The organism is Pseudarthrobacter sp. NPDC058196 (assembly GCF_042882685.1).
Taxonomy (GTDB): domain Bacteria; phylum Actinomycetota; class Actinomycetes; order Actinomycetales; family Micrococcaceae; genus Arthrobacter.
The window spans coordinates 236,580-254,724 of sequence record NZ_JBHVVN010000008.1 but is presented as its reverse complement, the minus strand read 5'-3'; the positions used below and the strand labels follow the sequence as shown (position 1 = coordinate 254,724).

Sequence of the window (18,145 nt, the reverse complement as noted above, 5' to 3'; positions counted from 1 at the left end):
AGATGGGCGAGAATGGATGACTGTGACTACGCATCCAGATTTCAGTTCCCCCCGAATCGCGATCCTGGGAGGCGGTCCCGGCGGATACGAAGCGGCCATGGTCGCCGCCTCGCTCGGGGCGACGGTCACCATCATCGAACGTGCCGGGCTTGGCGGCTCCGCCGTGCTGACCGACGTCGTTCCCTCCAAGACCCTCATCGCCACGGCCGACCTCATGGCCCGGGTGGCCGAGGCAGGCGAGCTGGGCGTGAAGTTCGACGTCGACGGCGGCGACTTCGTACCGGTGATGCACGCAGACCTCAAGCACATCAACGACCGTCTCCTCAACCTGGCCCGCACCCAGTCCCACGACATCCGCGACGGCCTGGAGAAGGTGGGCGTACGGATCATTGCCGGGTCCGGCCGCCTTTTGGATAACCACACCATCGAGGTCCTTACCGCTGACGGCACCGAGAAGGTGGAAGCGGACACCATCCTCCTGGCCGTCGGCGCGCACCCCCGCGAACTGGAAACCGCCCGCCCAGACGGTGAGCGGATCCTGAACTGGACCCAGATCTACGACCTTGACGAACTTCCCGAAGAACTGATCGTCGTCGGCTCCGGCGTGACGGGTGCCGAATTCGCCTCCGCCTACAACGGCCTGGGATCCAAAGTCACCCTGGTCTCCAGCCGCGACCGTGTGCTGCCGGGATCCGACGTCGACGCCGCGGTGGTTCTGGAGGAAGTCTTCGAGCGCCGCGGGGTCCGGGTCCTCTCCCGCTCCCGCGCCCAGTCTGTGGAACGCACGGACGACGGCGTGGTGGTGACTCTCGCCGACGGCTCCACCGTGACCGGCAGCCACTGCCTGCTGTGCCTGGGCTCCATCCCCAACACCGCCGGACTGGGCCTTGAAGAAGCCGGCGTGGCCGTCAGCGACAGCGGCCACATCAAGGTTGACGGAGTATCCCGCACCACGGCCCCGAACATCTACGCCGCCGGCGACTGCACCGGCGTCCTGCCGCTGGCCTCGGTGGCCGCCATGCAGGGCCGCATCGCGGTGGCGCACTTCATGGGCGACGGCGTGACTCCGCTCAAGCTCCACCAGGTGGCGTCGAACATCTTCACGTCCCCGGAAATCGCCAACGTGGGGGTGTCCGAAGCGGAGATCGAGTCCGGCAAGTACCAAGCGGACATCATCAAGCTTTCGCTGCGCAGCAACGCCCGCGCCAAGATGCGCAACGCCAAGGACGGCTTCGTGAAGATCTTTGCCCGGAAGGGCTCCGGAACCGTGATTGGCGGCGTGGTGGTCGGTCCCAATGCCTCGGAGCTGATCTTCCCGATCTCCATCGCCGTCAAGCAGAAGCTGCACGTGGACGACCTCGCCAGCACGTTCACCGTGTACCCGTCGCTCACCGGTTCCATCTCCGAGGCCGCCCGCCGCCTGCACGTCCACATGTAAGGGCCTAAGGGCCCGCATTCCGCGGGCAACCCGTTGTTACACTCTGCTCATGATTGGGCTCCCCTTCGCGGGAAACGGGCTGGTACATGCCGGCTTTGTCGGGCTGGGGATCCTCGCAGCCCTGCTGTTCTACGCGCATGAGAAGCGCCGGCGCGGGCTTTCGGATCCGCGGTTATGGCCGATTGCCGGTTTCGCCGTTGCCTTCGGCGCGATCGGTTCCAGGCTGCTGACGTGGGACATCTCGCGTCAGGTTTCGCTGGCCGACTGGTGGGGTAATGGCGACCGCAGTATTTTGGCCGGCCTGGTCGGAGCCTGGTTCGGCGTGCACTTGGGCAAACGCTTGACCGGATACCGGCAGCGGACGGGCGACCTGCTGGCCCCGGCAGTGGCCCTTGCCCTGATCATCGGGCGGATAGGCTGCCTGCTTACCGAACTGCCCGGTACACCGACCGGGGGCGACTGGGGAATCATCCTCACCCCTGGGCAGGCCGCCCTGACAGGTTCGCTTCCCGGGGTAGGCCTTCACCCATCTTTTGCCTACGAGATCGTCTTCCACATGGTTGCCTTCGGCCTCATGTGGCGCTTCCGGGACAGCCTGCCGCATTCCGGAGATCTCTTCATTTGTTTTGTGGGCGCCTACGCAGTCTTCAGATTCCTGGTTGAGTTTGTCCGGGGCAATGAAGTGCTTTGGCTGGGGATGAGCCGTCCCCAATGGTTCCTGCTTGCCGTTCTGCCTCTGCTGGCCTGGCGCGTACAGCGGGTGTTCGGACATCCCGTCAGCCCTGAGCTGGAAGGAACCGTGGCGTGAGCGAAGACAGCCCGGATGGCCCCCAAAAGCCTCCCGATCCGCCGCAGCAGAACGCACGGCGCAGCGGACCCCGGGGTGGTTCCCTGGGTCTAGGGGCCCTCGTTGGCGCCCTGGCACTGTACGCGGTCTACGTGGTGGGAACAATGGCCCGGGGGCCTTACGCGTGGTCTGTTAGCTTCTTCGCCGTGCCCGCCGCCTTCATTCCCATCGTCCTGTACCTCGCCGTGGCGATCGTGCTGGCAGTACGGCGCCGGACGTCGCTCTGGGGGGCAGGGCTGCTGATCGGCTTGGGGGCTTTTGTCTTGCTCGGCGGTGGCCTCTGCATCAGCCTCCTTGTCCAGGCCCGGGCTTGAAATGGAAGATGCAAGGAAAGTTCCGTCCCTCCGAAGGAGCCCCACCGCGGGGGCGGCAGCGGGAACCGGAGCGCGGCTACCCGGGCCTGGGCATCTTCCCGCTGCTTGGCGGGGGACTTTGCCTGGGCGTCCTCGCACCGTCCAGAATCTGAGAAGGGAGCACTGATCAATGAGGTCTCAGGAGTTGCCAGGAGCCGGCCAGCCGCTGCGAGGTGACCGGATCCATCGCTATGTCACCGCCTTTTGTCCCCACTGCCACGAGTCGAATCAGCCGCTGGCCCAAGTCCGGCGCCTGTCCGGAGCGCTGCTGGTACGCGACGGGCGCGTATGGCTGGAGCGCGGGTGCCCCGACCACGGTTTGATCCGCACGCTCTACGACGAGTCACCGGAGATCCTGCGCTACCTGGAGCAATGGCAGGCGCCGACCAAGCAGCACATTCCGGACCGGGCAGGAAATTTCCGTCCCGTCCCCGAGGCGTATGCGTATGGACTTCCGGCCATGCAGACCCAGCACACGTGCATCCTGCTCCAGGACATCATCGAGCACTGCAACCTGAAGTGTCCCACCTGTTTCACCGCCTCTGGTCCGCAACTTCAAGGCGTAGCTCCGCTTCAAGAGGTTCTGGCCAATATTGATGCCCGCCTGGCTCGCGAGAACAATCGCCTCGATGTGCTGATGTTGTCCGGCGGGGAACCAACGCTGTACCCGTACCTGGCGGAACTGCTGGACGAACTCGTGGGCCGGCCGATCGTCCGGATCATGGTGAACAGCAACGGCTTGCTGATAGCGTCCGACGACGACCTGCTTGAACTGCTGGCCCGGCACCGGGACAGGGTAGAGGTGTACCTCCAGTACGACGGCTCTTCCAGGGAGGCATCGATCCACCACCGCGGTGGCGACCTGACCCGCTACAAGGATGCGGCGATCTCCCGCCTGTCCGCGGCAGGCGTATTCACTACCCTGACCATGACGGCATCCCTGGGCATTAATGACGGCGAGATCGGTGACGTGGTGATGCGTGCGCTGGAGACCCCGTTCGTGGGCGGCGTGGCGCTGCAGCCCGTGTTCGGGTCCGGGCGCGGGCACGGCATCGATCCCCTCGACCGGCTCACGCATACGGGCGTCCTGGACAGGCTCGAATCCCAAACCGGCGGCGTGGTCTCCTGGCACGACCTCACGGCATTGCCGTGCTCACATCCGCACTGCGCGTCGGTGGGGTACATGCTCAAGGACGACGCCGGCACCTGGCGTTCCTTGGCAGCGCTCATCGGCCACGACCAATTGCTGGCCTGGCTCGAGCTCAATCCTGACAGCATTGCCAACAGGATTGCTGACAGCGCCATCCCGCTCGAGCTGCGTAACCTGATGAAAACCTCGCTGCTTGACCTGCTCAGTGAGCAGTCGTCCCTGTCACACCCACGGACCATGGATCTTTGGAAGAACATCTGCACGCAGTGCGACCTCGGCATCGGAACGCTGACCACCCTGGCCGCCGGCAAGCTGCCCGGCCAGCAGCAGCGGCTGCGCCGGCTCTTGGCCGAGCGGGTCACCCGGATCATGGTGAAGCCCTTCATGGACATGTCCACCATGATCGAGGAACGGCTCACGCAATGCTGCGTCCACGTTGGAACCAAGGGTGACGACGGGGAGCACCAATGCGCGCCATTCTGCGCTGTCCAGGCATGGCCTGCCCTGGCCCGGCAGCGGATGAGCACGGCAACCGGTGCACGGCTGCTTCCGGTGCGCCAGGCCTAGGGCAGAGCCATGGACCCAGCTTCCAATGCCCGGCGGATCGCTGGGGGGCCCACGCCCTCCGAGCTGATGCGCAGGCACGCCGTAGCCCACTCCATCCCGCCGGGTCCGGGCACTGCGCCGGTCACCCATGCGGCACCATTTGATCCGCTCCGGCTGTGCATCTTTGCCACGGTTGCCTTGCTCGGCTGGCTGGCAGGTCCTGCCGCCCTGGCCGTCTTTGCCGGGCTTGGATTCGCGGGTTACTGGAAGGCAAGGAGAAGGGGCCTGGCACGGTCCAAGTGCTTTCTGCGCGACACGAGGCTTGTTCTGGCCTATCTCGCCGTCCTCCTGGCGGCGGGCCTCTATGGAACCTATCTGGTGGCCGGGAGGGTCTTGGGCGTCTGAACGTTTGCGCCGGTGTGGCCTTGAGGTCAGGGGAAGGCTGGGGAGAAGTGCTTTTCGATAAGCCCCTTGATGTCCTCGTGGCATCCGCCGCAGCCGGTGCCGGCCCGGGTGGCCTTGGATACTTCCGCCACGGTTGCGCAGCCTACCTCCACAGCGCCCTGGATCGCCGCTCCGCTGACACCGGCGCACCGGCAGACGGTGCCGGCGGGGTCGGCGGCTCCGGCGCCGGGGACCTGGTCCGGCCCGTCCAGGCGCAAGAGCAGGGAACGGTCGGCAGGAAGTTCCGCGCCCCGTTCAAAAAGCCCCACCAGTTCGGCCGCGGTGCGCGGCATCCCCACCGACACCAGGGCTTCAAGGACCCCGCCGCGGGTGGTCATCTTGACATAGCGGCCGTGCTCCGGATCGGCCCACTGTGCGATCTGCAGGCGTGGCCGGCCGTTGACGGCCCCCGCCGTGAGCGCTTCCTCGTCCCAGGGGTCGGCGCCGTTGTCCCCGGCCACCGCCATGTTCAGGCCGCGGGCCTTCAACACCACGACGGCGGGTTGTTCCGGCGGCAGGGCCGGCAGCAGGTCCGCCTCCGCGGCTGCCCCTTCGGCCAGCAGTGTGAGGTAGCCGGCCAGCCATTCGGCCTGGCGCCAGCCGGGACCCACAAGCCCGGAAGGGCCCGCGGCGTTCCTGCATGCCGCGCAGCCCGGATCCGGACAGCGAACCTCCGCGCAGTCGCCGATGGCAAAGATGTGCGGTTCGTGGTGCGCCCGCAGCCGGTGGTCCACCAGGATCCCGGTGCCGGTGGACAGTCCGCAGCCTTCGGCCAGCTCGGTCCGGGGACGGACCCCGCACGAGATGACCAGGAGGTCGCCGTCGATCGCTGATCCGTCGTCGAGCAGCAAAGCCGAGAATCCGCCGTCGGGCGCGTTGTGCTCAACGCCGGTGGAACGGGCGTTGCCTGCCACCCTCACGCCGCACCGGCGCAGCCCGGCGGCCAGGAGGGCTCCGCCGCCGCGGTCGATGTTCCGGCCCAGGGGGTGCGGCCCGTTGTGGACCACGGTGACCGTGGCCCCTTCTTCCGCGGCCGCCAGCGCCGTCTCCAGGCCGAGGACGCCGCCGCCCAGGACCACCACCCGTTTGCCACCGTCCACCGCCTGGCGGAGCACGTCCGCGTCGCGGAGGTCGCGCAGTGCCGTGACCCCGGCGGGAAGCACGGGGGAGGCCGGGTCGGGGTTGATGCCGGTGAGGTTGGGGATGACGGGCCGGGATCCGGTGGCAAACACCAGCCTGTCGTAGTGCACGGCGGTTCCGTCGGAAACCAGGACCTGCTGCCGCGCCCGGTCCACCCGCTTGGCCCGCACGCCCAGGCGGACATCCACTCCCTCGGCTGCCAGGTCGGCGGTGTCGGCGAGGGCCAGGGCGCCGGCGGTGGTGCGGCCGACGCCGAGGTCCGCCACCAGGACGCGGTTGTAGGCGGCCTCGGACTCCTCACCCACCACAGTGAGCCGGGCGTGCCCGCCGCGGACGGCGGGCAGGAGCTCGTCCACCAGCCTGGCGGCCACGGGGCCGAATCCCACGATCACAATCTGCTCGCTCATGAGGCCTCCGTCTTTTGCAGGATGCGGGCGGAATCGGGGGCGGCCACGGGCCGGACCCACACGGTGTTGAACTTGAATTCAGGCATCCCGGAGATGGGATCGGTGGCGGCTTCGGTCAGCCGGTTGGCGCTTTCGGATCCCGGGAAGTGGAAGGGCAGGAAAACCGTTTCGGGCCGGATGGCGGTGCTGAGTTCCGCCCGGCACACCACCTCGCCGCGGCCGTTGGACACGGAGAGCAGCGAGCCGGCGGTGATACCGAGGGCCTCGGCGGCCGCGGGATGGATCTGGGCGGTCGCCTCCGGCTGGGCGGCGAGCAGTTCGGCGACCCGCCGGGTCTGCGCCCCGGACTGGTAGTGCTCCAGGAGGCGCCCGGTGATGAGGGTCATTTCCTTGGCGTCGGCCGCCGCGTTTGCGCCGGCGTCCGCAGCGGAAGGACGGCGGCGGCGGGGAACCACCGGGACCATGACCGCCTTGCCGTCGGGGTGCGCGAAGCCGTCCCGGAAGAGCCGGGGGGTGCCGGTGCTGCCGGCAGGGTAGGGCCAGTAGGCGGCCTCGCCCCGGTCCAGCATGGCGTAGTCGATGCCGGAGTAGTCGGCAAGGCCGCCCGCGGAGGCAAGCCGCAGTTCCTCGAAGACGGTCTCGGGGTCCTCGCTGTAGGTGGAGGGGGCGTCCAGCCGCTCAGCCAACCGGGCCATGATCCACAGCTCGCTGCGGGCACCGGCGGGCGGGGAAATGGCGCGGCGCCGGCGCAGGACGCGTCCTTCCAGGTTGGTCAGGGTGCCTTCCTCCTCGGCCCACTGGAGGACCGGAAGGATGAGGTCGGCCTCCGCAGCGGTCTCCGACATGAAGAAGTCGCACACCACCAGGAAGTCCAGGCTGCGCAGGCCCTTGATGACGGCGTTGGCGTCGGGGGCGGCCACGGCGATGTTGGAAGCGTGCACGAAAAGGCACCGTACGCCGTCGGGCTGTCCCAGCGATTTAAGCAACTGGACGGCGGGCAGGCCGGGCCCGGGGATCAAAGCTTCTGGTACGCCCCAGACAGCGGCGACGTGGGCCCGGGCAGCAGGGTCGGTGATCTTCCGGTAGCCGGGAAGTTGGTCCGCCTTCTGGCCGTGCTCGCGGCCGCCCTGGCCGTTGCCCTGCCCGGTGAGGGTGCCGTAGCCGCTGCGGGCGGAGCCCGGCAGGCCCAGCAGGAGGCTGAGGTTGATGGCAGCGGTGGCGGTGTCGGTGCCGTCCACGTGCTGTTCCACGCCGCGGCCGGTCAGGATGTAGCTGCCGCCTGCCTGCGCCCCGGCGGCCAGCCTGCGGGCGGTTTCGCGGATCAGGTCCGCGGGGACGCCGGTGAGGGACTGCACGCGCTCGGGCCAGAAGGCGTTGACGCTGCGGGCTACGGCGTTGTAGCCCGTGGTGCGCTCCTGCAGGTAGCCGGTGTCCGCCAGGCCTTCGTGGATGACCACGTGCGAGAGTCCCAGCAGCAGGGCCAGGTCGGTGCCCGGCAGCGGCTGGAGGTGGATGCCGCCGCCGTCGGCCGTGAAGGCTGCGGTGGCGGAGCGGCGCGGATCCACCACGATCAGTCCGCCGGCGTTGCGGGCACCCTGCAGGTGCTGGACGAACGGCGGCATGGTCTCGGCGACGTTCGAACCCAGCATCAGGATGGTGCTGGCGGCAGCCAGGGCCTCGACCGGGAAGGGCAGGCCGCGGTCCACGCCGAAGGCGCGCATGCCGGCGGCCGCTGCCGAGGACATGCAAAACCTGCCGTTGTAGTCGATGCGGGAGGTTCCCAGTGCCAGCCGGGCGAACTTGCCCAGCTGGTAGGCCTTCTCGTTGGTGAGTCCGCCGCCGCCGAAAACACCCACGGAGTCCGCCCCGTGGCGGGCGCGGGCCTCCCGTACGGCCGAGGCGGCCAGGTCCAGGGCGTGGTCCCAGCCAATGGGCCGGTGGACGCCGTCGGGGCCCTTAAGCAGCGGTTCGGTGATCCGGCCGGCGTGGTTCAGGAGCGTGGGGGAGGTCCACCCTTTGCGGCAGAGGCCGCCGCGGTTGGTTGGGAAGTCCCGGCCGGCAACTTCCAGTGCGGGCGCGGGTTCCAGGGCAGGCACGGGGCCTGGCCCCGGCTGTGGAGCCGGGGCCAGGTCCGCGGGGGACGTGAGCGTCATGGCGCACTGCAGGGCGCAGTAGGGGCAGTGCGTGTCGGCGCTTTTGGTCATGTTAGACGTGCCCCATCGCGTTCCGGCCGGCGTTGCGGATGTAGCAGGTCCAGCAGACCACCAGCATGAGGACATAGGCGCCGACGAATCCGTAGAAGGCCGGGGTGTAGGAGCCGCTGGCGGTGCTGGAGGCATTGAGCACCTGGGGGATCACGAAGCCGCCGTAGGCGCCGATCGCGGAAATCAGGCCCAGTGCCGAGGACGCCAGGCGCTGGGTGGCAACCGGGTTGGCGCCGTTGCGGGCAGCCCGGCTGGAGGTGGCGAAGATGACCGGGATCATCCGGTAGGTGGCTCCGTTGCCGAAGCCGCTGGCGGTGAACAGCATGAGGAACAGGACAAGGAAGAGCAGGAAGTTCTTCAACGGGAGGGTCCAGATCATGGTCAGCGTGATCACGGCCATGGAGGCGAAAGCGGCAACGGTCATCCGGGCGCCGCCCATCCGGTCCGCCATGCGTCCGCCGTACGGGCGGGCCAGCGAACCCACCAGGGGGCCGAGGAAGGCCAGGGACAGTGCCACGGTCCCCACCCCGATGGAGGAGAACGCGGGGAAGTAGTCCTTGATGAGCTTGGGGAACACACCGGCGAAGCCGATGAAGGAGCCGAAGGTGCCGATGTACAGCAGCGCCATGACCCACAGGTGCGGTTCCTTCAGCGCTGCGACCGACCCGGCCACGTCGCCCTTGGCGCTGGTGAGGTTGTTCATGTACTTGAAGGCGCCGAACGCGGCCAGCAGGATGAACGGAACCCACATCCACCCGGCCATTGGCAGGTTGACGGTGCCGGCAGCCAGCAGCGTGATGACGATGGGAACGGCAAGCTGTGCGACGGCGGCGCCCAGGTTTCCGCCGGCGGCGTTCAGGCCCAAGGCCCAGCCCTTTTCCCTCGCCGGGTAGAAGAACGTGATGTTGGCCATGGAGCTGGCGAAGTTGCCGCCGCCGAAGCCGGCGAGGGCGGCCACCAGGAGCATGACCCCGAACGGCGTGGCCGGGTTGGAGACACACAGCGCCAGTCCGGTGGAGGGGATCAGGAGCAGCAGTGCGGAGACGATGGTCCAGTTCCGTCCGCCGAAGCGGGGGACCATGAAGGTGTAGGGGATGCGGAGGGTGGCGCCCACGAGGCTGGGCATCGAGATGAGCCAGAAGATCTCCGAGGTGGAGAAGGTGAAGCCGGCGGCGGGAAGCTGGACCACCACGATGGACCACAGCTGCCACACGACGAAGCCGAGGAACTCGGCGAAGATGGACCAGTTCAGGTTGCGGCGGGCGATGGCGCGGCCGGCGGTTTCCCACTGCTCCTTGTTCTCGGCATCCCAGTTGGCGATCCAGCGGCCGGGGCGGAATTCAAGGGCAGGGGCGTCTGTGGTGCGGGTACGGCCGGGCTGTGCGCTGGCGGATGCGGCAACGGCTGCCGGTCCAGTGGCCTCGTCGAGGTCAAGGGTATTTCCGGCGCCGGCATCAACGGTGCGGTCAACAGTCACGGGTTACCTCCTTCAGGGGATGTTGTTCCTCCAAGGTAGGGACGGCTCGTTTCGCGGACGGACGATGTTTGTTAACGCGCTGTGACTTTTGCCTATCCGGGCCTTCAAACCGGCGTGAGGCCCGGAGCTGGGCCCGCATTGTGAGACGCACAACACAGGTCCATATGGTGGACGATTCGTCCATTGACTGGACGCGGCGAAGTAAGATCGAACTCTAACTATTCGAGCCGGGAGGCGGCCCTGCCTGTGTCCGGCCGGTCTCACGAAAGCGTTTACCTATGTCATCCCCCGATACCACCACGGTGCCTGGTTCGCACCAGCCGGTGAACTCCCGCGGCCGCGTCATCGTGGCGAGCCTGATCGGCACCACCGTGGAGTTCTACGACTTCTACGTCTACGCCACCGCCGCCGTGCTCGTCTTCCCGAAGCTCTTCTTCCCGGGCCAGAACGAGACCACCCAGCTGCTGAGCTCCTTCGCCGTCTTTGGCGTTGCGTTCGTTGCCCGCCCGCTTGGCTCCATCGTCTTCGGCCACTTCGGTGACAAGTTCGGCCGCAAGGGAACCCTTGTGGCGTCGCTGCTCACCATGGGCATCGCGACCTTCCTGATCGGCTGCCTCCCCACCGCCCTGGTACCGGGCTGGGAATTCTGGGCACCGGCCCTGCTGGTGATCATGCGCTTTGCCCAAGGCCTGGCCCTGGGTGGCGAATGGAGCGGCGCGGCCCTGCTGGCCACGGAAAACGCCCCAGCCAACAAGCGCGCCATCTACGGCACCTTCCCGCAACTGGGCGCCCCGATCGGCTTCATCATCGCCAATGTCATCTTCCTCGTTGCCAGCTACACCCTCTCGCCGGAAGCCTTCCAGGCCTGGGGCTGGCGCGTGCCGTTCCTGCTCAGCGCCGTCATGGTCATCCTGGGCCTGTACGTCCGGCTCAAGCTGATCGAAACCCCCGCCTTCACCAAGGTGGTGGAATCCAATGAGGTTGCGAAGCTTCCGCTGGGCCGTGTCTTCAAGACCAGCTGGCGCCAGCTGATCCTGGGCACCTTCATCATGCTGGCCACCTACGTGCTCTTCTACCTGATGACCACGTTCACCCTCACCTACGGCACCAAGCCCACGCTGGCCGGTGCCCAAGCGGCCGCCGAAAAGGCCGGAAAGCCCATGACGGAGGCTGCCGCTGCCGCGTTCGTCCCCGGCCTCGGCTTCACCCGCAACGACTTCCTCTGGATGCTGATCGCCGGCGTCGTCTTCTTCGGCATCTTCACCCTGGTTTCCGGCCCGCTCGCCGAGAAATACGGCCGCCGCAAGATGCTGATGGCCGTCACCGCCGGCATCTTCGTGTTCGGCCTGCTGTTCGTCCCGCTCTTCAGTGGCGGCTTCGTGGGCACCATGGGCCTGCTGATCCTCGGTTTCTCCCTGATGGGCCTCACCTTCGGGCCCATGGGGGCGCTGCTGCCGGAACTGTTCCCCACGAACGTCCGCTACACGGGCTCTGCCATCAGCTACAACTTCTCCAGCATCCTGGGTGCAGCGGTGGCGCCGTTCATCGCCGTCGCCCTGTGGGAAGCGGCCAAGGGCAGCCCCGTCCTGGTCGGTGTATACCTGACGTCCATGGCCGTGCTGACCCTGATCGCGCTGTTCCTCACCCGCGAAACCCGCGACCTTGACTATGAGAACAACGTGGCCTGATTTCTCCAACGCCACAATGCCCGGCGCGGCCATCCGGCCCGCCGGGCATTTTCGTGCTCAGCGGGCGTAGCGTGCCACGAAGTTCTTCAGGACGGTCATGGGCTCGGTCACGGTGGACCGGCGCGCCGCTGCCATCAGTTCTTCGGCGGATTCCGGCGGGAAGTATCCGGCGTGGCGGTAGATATCGATCCGGGTCACCAGCCCCTCCGCGTCCAGTTCGGGGTGGAACTGGGTGGCGTAGAGGTTCGCCTTGATGCGGAACATGTGGACCGGGCAGGTGGCGGAGCGCGCCAGCAGGACGGCGTGCGCCGGCAGCGAACTGACAGCCTCCTTGTGGCCGGTGAAGCCCGTAAACGACCGGGGCAGCCCCTGCAGGAGGGGATCCTGCAGCCCCGCCTCCGTCAGTTCAATCTCCACCGCTCCCAGCGGTTCCCCGTAGGTCCGGTCGATCACCGCGCCCTGGTGCGTGCCCAGGGTTCCGACCCCGTAGCAGGCACCCAGGAACGGAAAATCGAGCGACACGAGCTGGTCCAGCAGGCCCGAAAGTTCCCGCTCCACCCGGTGCTGGACCGCGCTCTTTTCACGGGGAGGATCGCTGGAGGTGAACGGACTGCCGCCGACGATCACCCCGGAGTACCGCGAAAGGTCCAGTTCCGGCAGCGGAGCCGCCTCCAGCCGGACCCGGTGAAGTTCCCGCTCCTCGAGTCCGCCATACCTCAGGTAGGCCGCGTATTCGTCCTCGGCGGCGGCGTCTTCGGCCCGGGACGCGAGAAGCAGGAAAGGCAGCATCTGCTAAGTCTGCCTGTTGGCGGCGAACCCTGCCAGCACCCGGACCGTCCCGCCGGCGCACCAGGTGCGGCGGCAGGTCAGGCGGCGGGCTGGGTCAGGGAGCGTCGGGACTGGGGCCGGGCGGCGGGGTCCGCGTGCCGGTGTACCAGCTTCCAGTAGCCTTCCTCGCGGCGGAAGATGCTGGTGACGCGCAGGGCGAACTCCTCCGTGGCGGCGGCGGCGTCCAGCCTTGCCCGGAAATGCTCGGTTTCCACCAGGTAGGCGGTGTCGCGGGCGGTATAGGAGGTGACGGTGTCGAAGCCGAGCATCTCGCCGTCGCGGAACTGCCGGGCCGCCTGGTCAAGGCGGGCCTCCACCTGCGCCCAGCCGCGGGCGATGCCGCCGAACGGGTTGGCCAGGGTGACGTCGTCCTGCCGGGAGTACAGGTCCTTGATCGGAGCCGGGTTGCCCCGGGTGATTTCGGGAACCGCTTGGTGGTAGCGGTCCACTTCTTCCTGGAAGCTTGGTGCGAGCATGTCCGGCGCAGCGCTTTCTAGTCTTCGATCGTGGCGATGATGGCGCCGGCGGACACCGTTTCGCCCGCCGTTGCCGTCAGTCCCGTGATGGTGCCGGAACGGTGCGCCGTCAGCGGCTGTTCCATCTTCATGGCTTCCAGGACCACCACCAAGTCGCCCTCGGACACCACGTCACCGTGCGAAACGGCGACCTTCACGATGGTTCCCTGCATGGGGGAGGTAAGGGCGTTGCCAGTGGCGGCAGCGGGACCTGCGGAACGTGACCGCTTCTTCGACTTGCCGGGTTTGCCGGCGGCTGCGGCGGTTCCGGGGGTGCCCAGGGATGCGGGCAGCACCACTTCCAGGCGCTTGCCGCCGACCTCGACGACGACGCGCTGGCGTTCGCCGGCGTCGGTCTCTTCATCCGTGGTGCCGCTGGGCGTCCAAGCGGGGATGTCGTTGACGAAGGCGGTCTCGATCCAGCGGGTGTGGACCTTGAACGGGCCTTCGGCGGGGGCGAAGTCGGGGTTGGTGACCACTGCGAGGTCGAACGGAATGACGGTGGGGATGCCCTCCACCACCATTTCCTCGAGCGCGCGGCGGGAGCGCTGCAGTGCCTGGGTGCGGGTGGCGCCGGTGACGACCAGCTTGGAGAGCATCGAGTCGAAGTTGCCGCTGATGACGTCGCCCTGCTCCACGCCGGAGTCGATCCGCACGCCGGGGCCGGTGGGGTTCTTGAGTCCGGTGATGGTGCCGGGGGAGGGCAGGAAGTTCCGGCCCGGGTCCTCGCCGGTGATGCGGAACTCGATTGAGTGGCCGCGGACCTCGGGGTCGCCGTAGCCGAGTTCCTCGCCGCGGGCCAGCCGGAACTGTTCGCGGACCAGGTCGATTCCGGTGACTTCCTCGGAGACGCAGTGCTCCACCTGGAGGCGGGTGTTGACCTCGAGGAAGGAGATGGTGCCGTCCTGGCCCACCAGGAACTCGCAGGTCCCGGCGCCCAGGTAGCCCGCTTCCTTCAGGATGGCCTTGGAGGATTCGTAGAGCCGCAGGTTCTGTTCCGCGGTGAGGAACGGGGCCGGGGCTTCCTCCACGAGCTTCTGGTTGCGGCGCTGCAGGGAGCAGTCGCGGGTGGAGACCACCACGACGTTGCCGTGCGCGTCGGCAAGGCACTGGGTCTCGACGTGCCGCGGAGCGTCCAGGAAGCGCTCGATGAAGCACTCGCCGCGGCCGAAGGCGGCAGTGGCTTCGCGGACGGCGGACTCGAAGAGCTCGGGGATTTCCTCGCGGGTGCGGGCCACCTTGATGCCGCGTCCGCCGCCGCCGAAGGCCGCCTTGATGGCCACGGGCAGGCCGAACTTGTCCACGAATTCGAGGATTTCCTCGGCGGATTCCACGGGGTCGGCGGTGCCGGGGACCTGCGGGGCACCGACCTTCTCGGCGATGTGGCGGGCCTGGACCTTGTCGCCCAGGGCGGAGATGGCCTCGGGGGAGGGGCCGATCCAGGTGATGCCGGCGGCAATGACCTTGGCGGCGAATTCTGCGTTCTCGGCGAGGAAGCCGTAGCCGGGGTGGATGGCGTCGGCGCCGGACTGGCGGGCGGCGTCAATGATCTTGTCCATCACCAGGTAGGACTCGGCGGCCGTGGTGCCACCCAGGGCATAGGCCTCGTCGGCGAGTTTGACGTGCAGGGCGTCACGGTCGGGGTCGGCGTAGACGGCCACCGAGGCGATGCCTTCGTCCCGGGCCGCACGGATGATGCGGACGGCGATTTCCCCACGGTTGGCGATCAGCACCTTGGTGAGGGTCGTCGACTGCGTGGGACCTGCGGACTGCTCCAAATTTGCTGACAAGGCGTCTCCTTCTTTCTTCAGGGAGCCTAGCGCGGTTTTGAGGGTTCCGCCGATATTACTTGCGGAATCCGCGTGTAAACCAGCCTTCCTTTGTAGGGAAGCTACAAGGCATCCCGAAAATGAAGGTCTTACCGCGCGGGCCAGAGATCCGTGATGCGCACATTGGCGGCGGCAAGGAGGCCCCGGAGGGTGGAAACGGACAGGCCGACGACGGCGTGCGGGTCGCCGTCGACCTTCCGGATGAAGGCCCCGCCCAGGCCGTCGATGGTGAACGAACCGGCGCATTGCAGCGGCTCGCCGGTGGCGATGTAGGCGTCGATTTCCGCCGGCTCCATGTCCATGAAGGTGACCTCGGCGGAGGCGACCGCCCCGAGCGTGGCACCCGAACCGGGGCCGCCGGGGCCGTCGTCGTCCGTGTCCCTGCAGTCCACCAGCCAATGGCCCGTGTGCAGCACCCCCGCGCTGCCGCTCATCCGGAGCATCCGGTTCCGGGCGACGTCGGCCGTGTAGGGCTTGCCGTGCGCCTCGCCGTCGAACTCGAAGACGGAATCGCAGCCCAGCACCAAGGAGCCCTCCGCTTCCGGCAGGGACGCCACGGCCTCGGCCTTGGCCCTGGCGAGCAGCAGCGCGGTGTCATGCGGGTCGGTGACGCCGTAGCGTTGCTGGACGGCCTCTTCGTCGACGTCGGACACCAGGACCGTGTGCCGGATGCCGGCCTCGGCCAGGAGCTTGGTGCGGGCGGGGGACTGGGACGCGAGAATCAGGTGGTGCACGGTTTCAGCCTAGTGGACCAGCTCGCCCGGGGTGGAAGCGGCCTGGCCGCGGTTGAGCTTGGCCCCTTCGACGTCCACGTCCGGCAGGATCCGGTCCAGCCACCGCGGCAGCCACCAGGACTTGGCGCCCAGCAGGTACATGACGGCCGGAACAATGGTCATCCGGACCACGAAGGCGTCGAACAGGACACCGAAGGCCATGGCAAAGCCCAGCGGCCGGACCATGGTGAGGTGGCTGAAGATGAAGCCGGAGAACACGCTGACCATGATGATCGCGGCGGCCGTCACCACGGCGGCCGCGTGCCGGAAGCCCACCCGGACAGCTTCCTTGGCCTCGGAGCCGTGCATGTATGCCTCGCGCATGCCCGAGGCGATGAACACCTGGTAGTCCATGGCAAGGCCGAACAGCACGCCGATCAGGATGATGGGCAGGAAGCTGAGCACGGCTCCCGGGTTGGCGACGTCGAACACGCCGCCCAGCCAGCCCCACTGGTATACCGCCACCACGGCGCCGAAGGCCGCGGACAGGGACAGCAGGAAGCCGCCGGTGGCCAGCAGCGGGACCACGATGGAGCGGAAGACCAGCAGCAGCAGGACCAGGGAGAGCCCGACGACGATCGCCAGGTAGGGCGGCAGGGCGGCACCGAGCTTGGTGGAGACATCCACGTTGCCGGCGGTCTGCCCGGTTAGGCCCATGGCCACGCCGTAGTCCGACTGGATTTCACCGTTGAGTCCGCGCAGTTCGGCGACCACCTTGACGGTGCTCGCGCTGGCGGGGCCTTCCTTGGGAATGACCTGGAACACGGCGGTCCGGCGGTCATCGCTGAGGGCCACCGGCACGGCGGCCACCACGTTGTCCACGGCCCGGAGCTTGTCCGCGATGTCGTACTGCAGCTTCTGCGCCTGGGCCGCGTCGAGGTTCGTGGGGAACTCGCCCACCGCCACGATCGGACCTGTCACGCCCTCGCCGAAGCTGCGCGCTGTCAGGTCATAGGCCTGGTAGGCCTCCGAGTCCACGGGCTCGGAGCCGCCGTCCGGCAGGGCCAGCTGCAGCTGCGTGGCCGGCAGCGCCAGGGTGCCGAGCACCAGGACGCCGGCCACCAGTGCCACCCACGGGTGCCGGGTGACCAGGCCGCCCCAGCCGCGGGTACTGCGCTGGCGGTCGGTGGCGAGGTCCGCGGCTTCGTGGCCCGGCTCGGCGTTGTGCGCGTCGGCCTTCGCCCAGGCCCGCCGGGAGATGATGCGGCGGCCGATCAGGGACAGCATGGCGGGGGTCAGCGTGATGGCCACGAGCACGGCCACGGCCACGGTCCCGGCCGCGGCAAGGCCCATGACGGTGAGGAACGGCAGCCCGGGGACCACCAGGGCGGCGAGGGCGATGATCACCGTGAGGCCGGCGAAGACCACCGCGTTGCCCGAGGTGCCGTTGGCCCGGGCCACCGACTCCTCCGCGTCCATGCCGGCCAGGAGCTGGGTCCGGTGACGGTTGACGATGAACAGCGAGTAGTCGATGCCGACGGCGAGGCCGAGCATGAGGGCCAGCATGGGGGAGATGGAGCTCATGTCGAACAGGCCGGAGAGTGCGAAGGTGATGCCGACGCCCACGCCGACGCCGATGATGGCCATCAGCAGCGGCAGCCCGGCGGCGATCAGGGTACCCAGCATGAGGATCAGGACCAGCGCGGCGACGGCGATGCCCACGATCTCCGCCGTGCCGAACAGGGCCGAGATGTCCTCCGTGATCTCCTTGCTGGCCAGTGCCGTGACGCCGGCTGAGGACGTTTCATGGGCGATGTCCTGGACCTGTTTCCGGACCGCCGGGGAGAGTCCGTTGATGGAGGTGTTGAACTGGACTTGGGCGACGGCGGCCTGGTTGTCCGCCGAGACAAATCGGATGGCGGAGGCCGCCTGGGCCTGGCGTTTGCCGAGCTCCAGCTTGGCCTTGCTGGCCTCCAGTTCCCGGGTTCCGGCGTCGAGTTTGGCCTGGCCTGCCGCCAGTGCCGCCTTCTGCTGGCCCAGCTGGGCGTCGATTACCGTTGCCGGTGCTCCGGCGGCCGTGAGCTGCTGCTCGGCCGCGGCCAGCTGGGCCTTGCCGGCGTCCAGCTGGGCCCGTGAGGAGTCCAGCTGCGCCTGGCCGGCGGCCAGCTGCTGTTCGCCGTCCGTGATCGCCGTGGCTGCCTGGTCCACCTGGGCCTGGGTGGCGAACGGGTCAACCGTGCCGCGGACCTCGGGCAGCGTCTTGAGCTTCTTCAACGCGTCCTCGACGGCTGCGCGGCCCTGGTCGGTGAAGCCGCCGCCTGGGGCTTCGAATACGATCGTGGCGCTGCCGCCGGAAGCTGACGGCAGGTCCTGCTTGAGCTTGTCAGCGATCCGCTGGGTCTCTGTTCCGGGGATCTGGAAGTTGTTGGAGAGGGTGCCGTGGAATGCTGCGGCCGAGCCGCCAACGGCCACCAGCACGGCAAGCCACAAGGAGATGACAAGCCAGCGCCGGCGGTAGGAGAACTTGCCAAGGCGGTAGAGGAGGAGTGCCATGCGGAAAACCGAT

14 protein-coding genes are annotated in these 18,145 nt (G+C 68.1%); 6 read left to right on the top strand and 8 right to left on the bottom strand.

All coding sequences use genetic code 11. From position 1 onward, the window contains the following. The first annotated feature begins 22 nt into the window (after nt 1-22). The 5 genes from ACFVVC_RS13680 to ACFVVC_RS13660 all read left to right on the top strand — a co-directional run bounded on the left by ACFVVC_RS13680 (nt 23) and on the right by ACFVVC_RS13660 (nt 4,739). A complete protein-coding gene (locus ACFVVC_RS13680; RefSeq protein WP_387454044.1) occupies nt 23-1,438 on the top strand; it encodes an NAD(P)H-quinone dehydrogenase in 1,416 nt (471 codons plus the stop codon). Nucleotides 1,439-1,487: 49 nt separating this feature from the next. Continuing rightward, nucleotides 1,488-2,246, top strand: a complete 759-nt coding sequence (locus tag ACFVVC_RS13675) for a prolipoprotein diacylglyceryl transferase (protein ID WP_387454041.1) — start codon at nt 1,488-1,490, stop codon at nt 2,244-2,246. Next, entirely contained in the window at nt 2,243-2,599 is a 357-nt protein-coding gene (locus ACFVVC_RS13670) for a hypothetical protein (protein WP_387454038.1), read from the top strand. Before ACFVVC_RS13675 ends, ACFVVC_RS13670 begins: the two co-directional genes overlap by 4 nt. A gap of 169 nt (nt 2,600-2,768) precedes the next feature. Then, nucleotides 2,769-4,355, top strand: a complete 1,587-nt coding sequence (locus ACFVVC_RS13665) for a radical SAM protein (RefSeq protein ID WP_387454036.1) — start codon at nt 2,769-2,771, stop codon at nt 4,353-4,355. A 9-nt stretch (nt 4,356-4,364) separates the two neighbouring features. Beyond that, nucleotides 4,365-4,739 carry a hypothetical protein gene (locus tag ACFVVC_RS13660; RefSeq protein WP_387454033.1) on the top strand — a complete coding sequence of 125 codons (375 nt, stop codon included), beginning with the start codon at nt 4,365-4,367 and terminating at the stop codon, nt 4,737-4,739. Nucleotides 4,740-4,765: 26 nt separating this feature from the next. Here the strand turns inward: ACFVVC_RS13660 and ACFVVC_RS13655 are convergent, their stop codons facing one another. From ACFVVC_RS13655 to ACFVVC_RS13645, 3 genes are read right to left on the bottom strand one after another with little or no spacing between them, the layout of a single operon-like run. After that, nucleotides 4,766-6,325: an FAD-dependent oxidoreductase gene (locus ACFVVC_RS13655; protein ID WP_387454030.1), complete on the bottom strand. Its 1,560-nt coding sequence runs from the start codon at nt 6,323-6,325 to the stop codon at nt 4,766-4,768. Next, nucleotides 6,322-8,529 (bottom strand): molybdopterin oxidoreductase family protein, encoded by a 2,208-nt coding sequence (locus ACFVVC_RS13650; protein WP_387454027.1) that lies wholly within the window; start codon nt 8,527-8,529, stop codon nt 6,322-6,324. The genes ACFVVC_RS13655 and ACFVVC_RS13650 overlap by 4 nt, the downstream gene beginning before the upstream one ends. A gap of 1 nt (nt 8,530) precedes the next feature. After that, nucleotides 8,531-10,006 (bottom strand): MFS transporter, encoded by a 1,476-nt coding sequence (locus ACFVVC_RS13645; RefSeq protein WP_387454024.1) that lies wholly within the window; start codon nt 10,004-10,006, stop codon nt 8,531-8,533. A 278-nt stretch (nt 10,007-10,284) separates the two neighbouring features. Here ACFVVC_RS13645 and ACFVVC_RS13640 point away from each other — a divergent pair, with 278 nt between their 5' ends. Continuing rightward, entirely contained in the window at nt 10,285-11,694 is a 1,410-nt protein-coding gene (locus tag ACFVVC_RS13640) for an MFS transporter (RefSeq protein WP_387454021.1), read from the top strand. Nucleotides 11,695-11,751: 57 nt separating this feature from the next. Here ACFVVC_RS13640 and ACFVVC_RS13635 read toward each other — a convergent pair whose 3' ends face one another. From ACFVVC_RS13635 to ACFVVC_RS13615, 5 genes are all read right to left on the bottom strand, one after another. After that, nucleotides 11,752-12,483 carry a glutamine amidotransferase gene (locus tag ACFVVC_RS13635; RefSeq protein WP_387454018.1) on the bottom strand — a complete coding sequence of 244 codons (732 nt, stop codon included), beginning with the start codon at nt 12,481-12,483 and terminating at the stop codon, nt 11,752-11,754. Between the two features lie 77 nt (nt 12,484-12,560). Continuing rightward, nucleotides 12,561-12,998 carry a nuclear transport factor 2 family protein gene (locus ACFVVC_RS13630; protein ID WP_109863418.1) on the bottom strand — a complete coding sequence of 146 codons (438 nt, stop codon included), beginning with the start codon at nt 12,996-12,998 and terminating at the stop codon, nt 12,561-12,563. Between the two features lie 17 nt (nt 12,999-13,015). After that, nucleotides 13,016-14,827: an acetyl/propionyl/methylcrotonyl-CoA carboxylase subunit alpha gene (locus ACFVVC_RS13625; protein ID WP_387454015.1), complete on the bottom strand. Its 1,812-nt coding sequence runs from the start codon at nt 14,825-14,827 to the stop codon at nt 13,016-13,018. Nucleotides 14,828-14,955: 128 nt separating this feature from the next. Continuing rightward, entirely contained in the window at nt 14,956-15,600 is a 645-nt protein-coding gene (locus ACFVVC_RS13620) for a Maf family protein (RefSeq protein WP_387454012.1), read from the bottom strand. A 9-nt stretch (nt 15,601-15,609) separates the two neighbouring features. Continuing rightward, on the bottom strand, nt 15,610-18,132 hold the full coding sequence (locus ACFVVC_RS13615; RefSeq protein ID WP_387454010.1) for an MMPL family transporter: 2,523 nt from the start codon (nt 18,130-18,132) through the stop codon (nt 15,610-15,612). Nucleotides 18,133-18,145 lie beyond the last annotated feature (13 nt).

Bases quoted from the DNA above. Each gene is read 5' to 3' on its own strand.
- ACFVVC_RS13660 (WP_387454033.1), top strand. From the start codon at position 4,365: ATGGACCCAGCTTCCAATGCCCGGCGGATCGCTGGGGGGCCCACGCCC.
- ACFVVC_RS13650 (WP_387454027.1), bottom strand. From the start codon at position 8,529: ATGACCAAAAGCGCCGACACGCACTGCCCCTACTGCGCCCTGCAGTGC.
- ACFVVC_RS13640 (WP_387454021.1), top strand. From the start codon at position 10,285: ATGTCATCCCCCGATACCACCACGGTGCCTGGTTCGCACCAGCCGGTG.
- ACFVVC_RS13665 (WP_387454036.1), top strand. From the start codon at position 2,769: ATGAGGTCTCAGGAGTTGCCAGGAGCCGGCCAGCCGCTGCGAGGTGAC.
- ACFVVC_RS13675 (WP_387454041.1), top strand. From the start codon at position 1,488: ATGATTGGGCTCCCCTTCGCGGGAAACGGGCTGGTACATGCCGGCTTT.
- ACFVVC_RS13635 (WP_387454018.1), bottom strand. From the start codon at position 12,483: ATGCTGCCTTTCCTGCTTCTCGCGTCCCGGGCCGAAGACGCCGCCGCC.
- ACFVVC_RS13615 (WP_387454010.1), bottom strand. From the start codon at position 18,132: ATGGCACTCCTCCTCTACCGCCTTGGCAAGTTCTCCTACCGCCGGCGC.
- ACFVVC_RS13655 (WP_387454030.1), bottom strand. From the start codon at position 6,325: ATGAGCGAGCAGATTGTGATCGTGGGATTCGGCCCCGTGGCCGCCAGG.
- ACFVVC_RS13630 (WP_109863418.1), bottom strand. From the start codon at position 12,998: ATGCTCGCACCAAGCTTCCAGGAAGAAGTGGACCGCTACCACCAAGCG.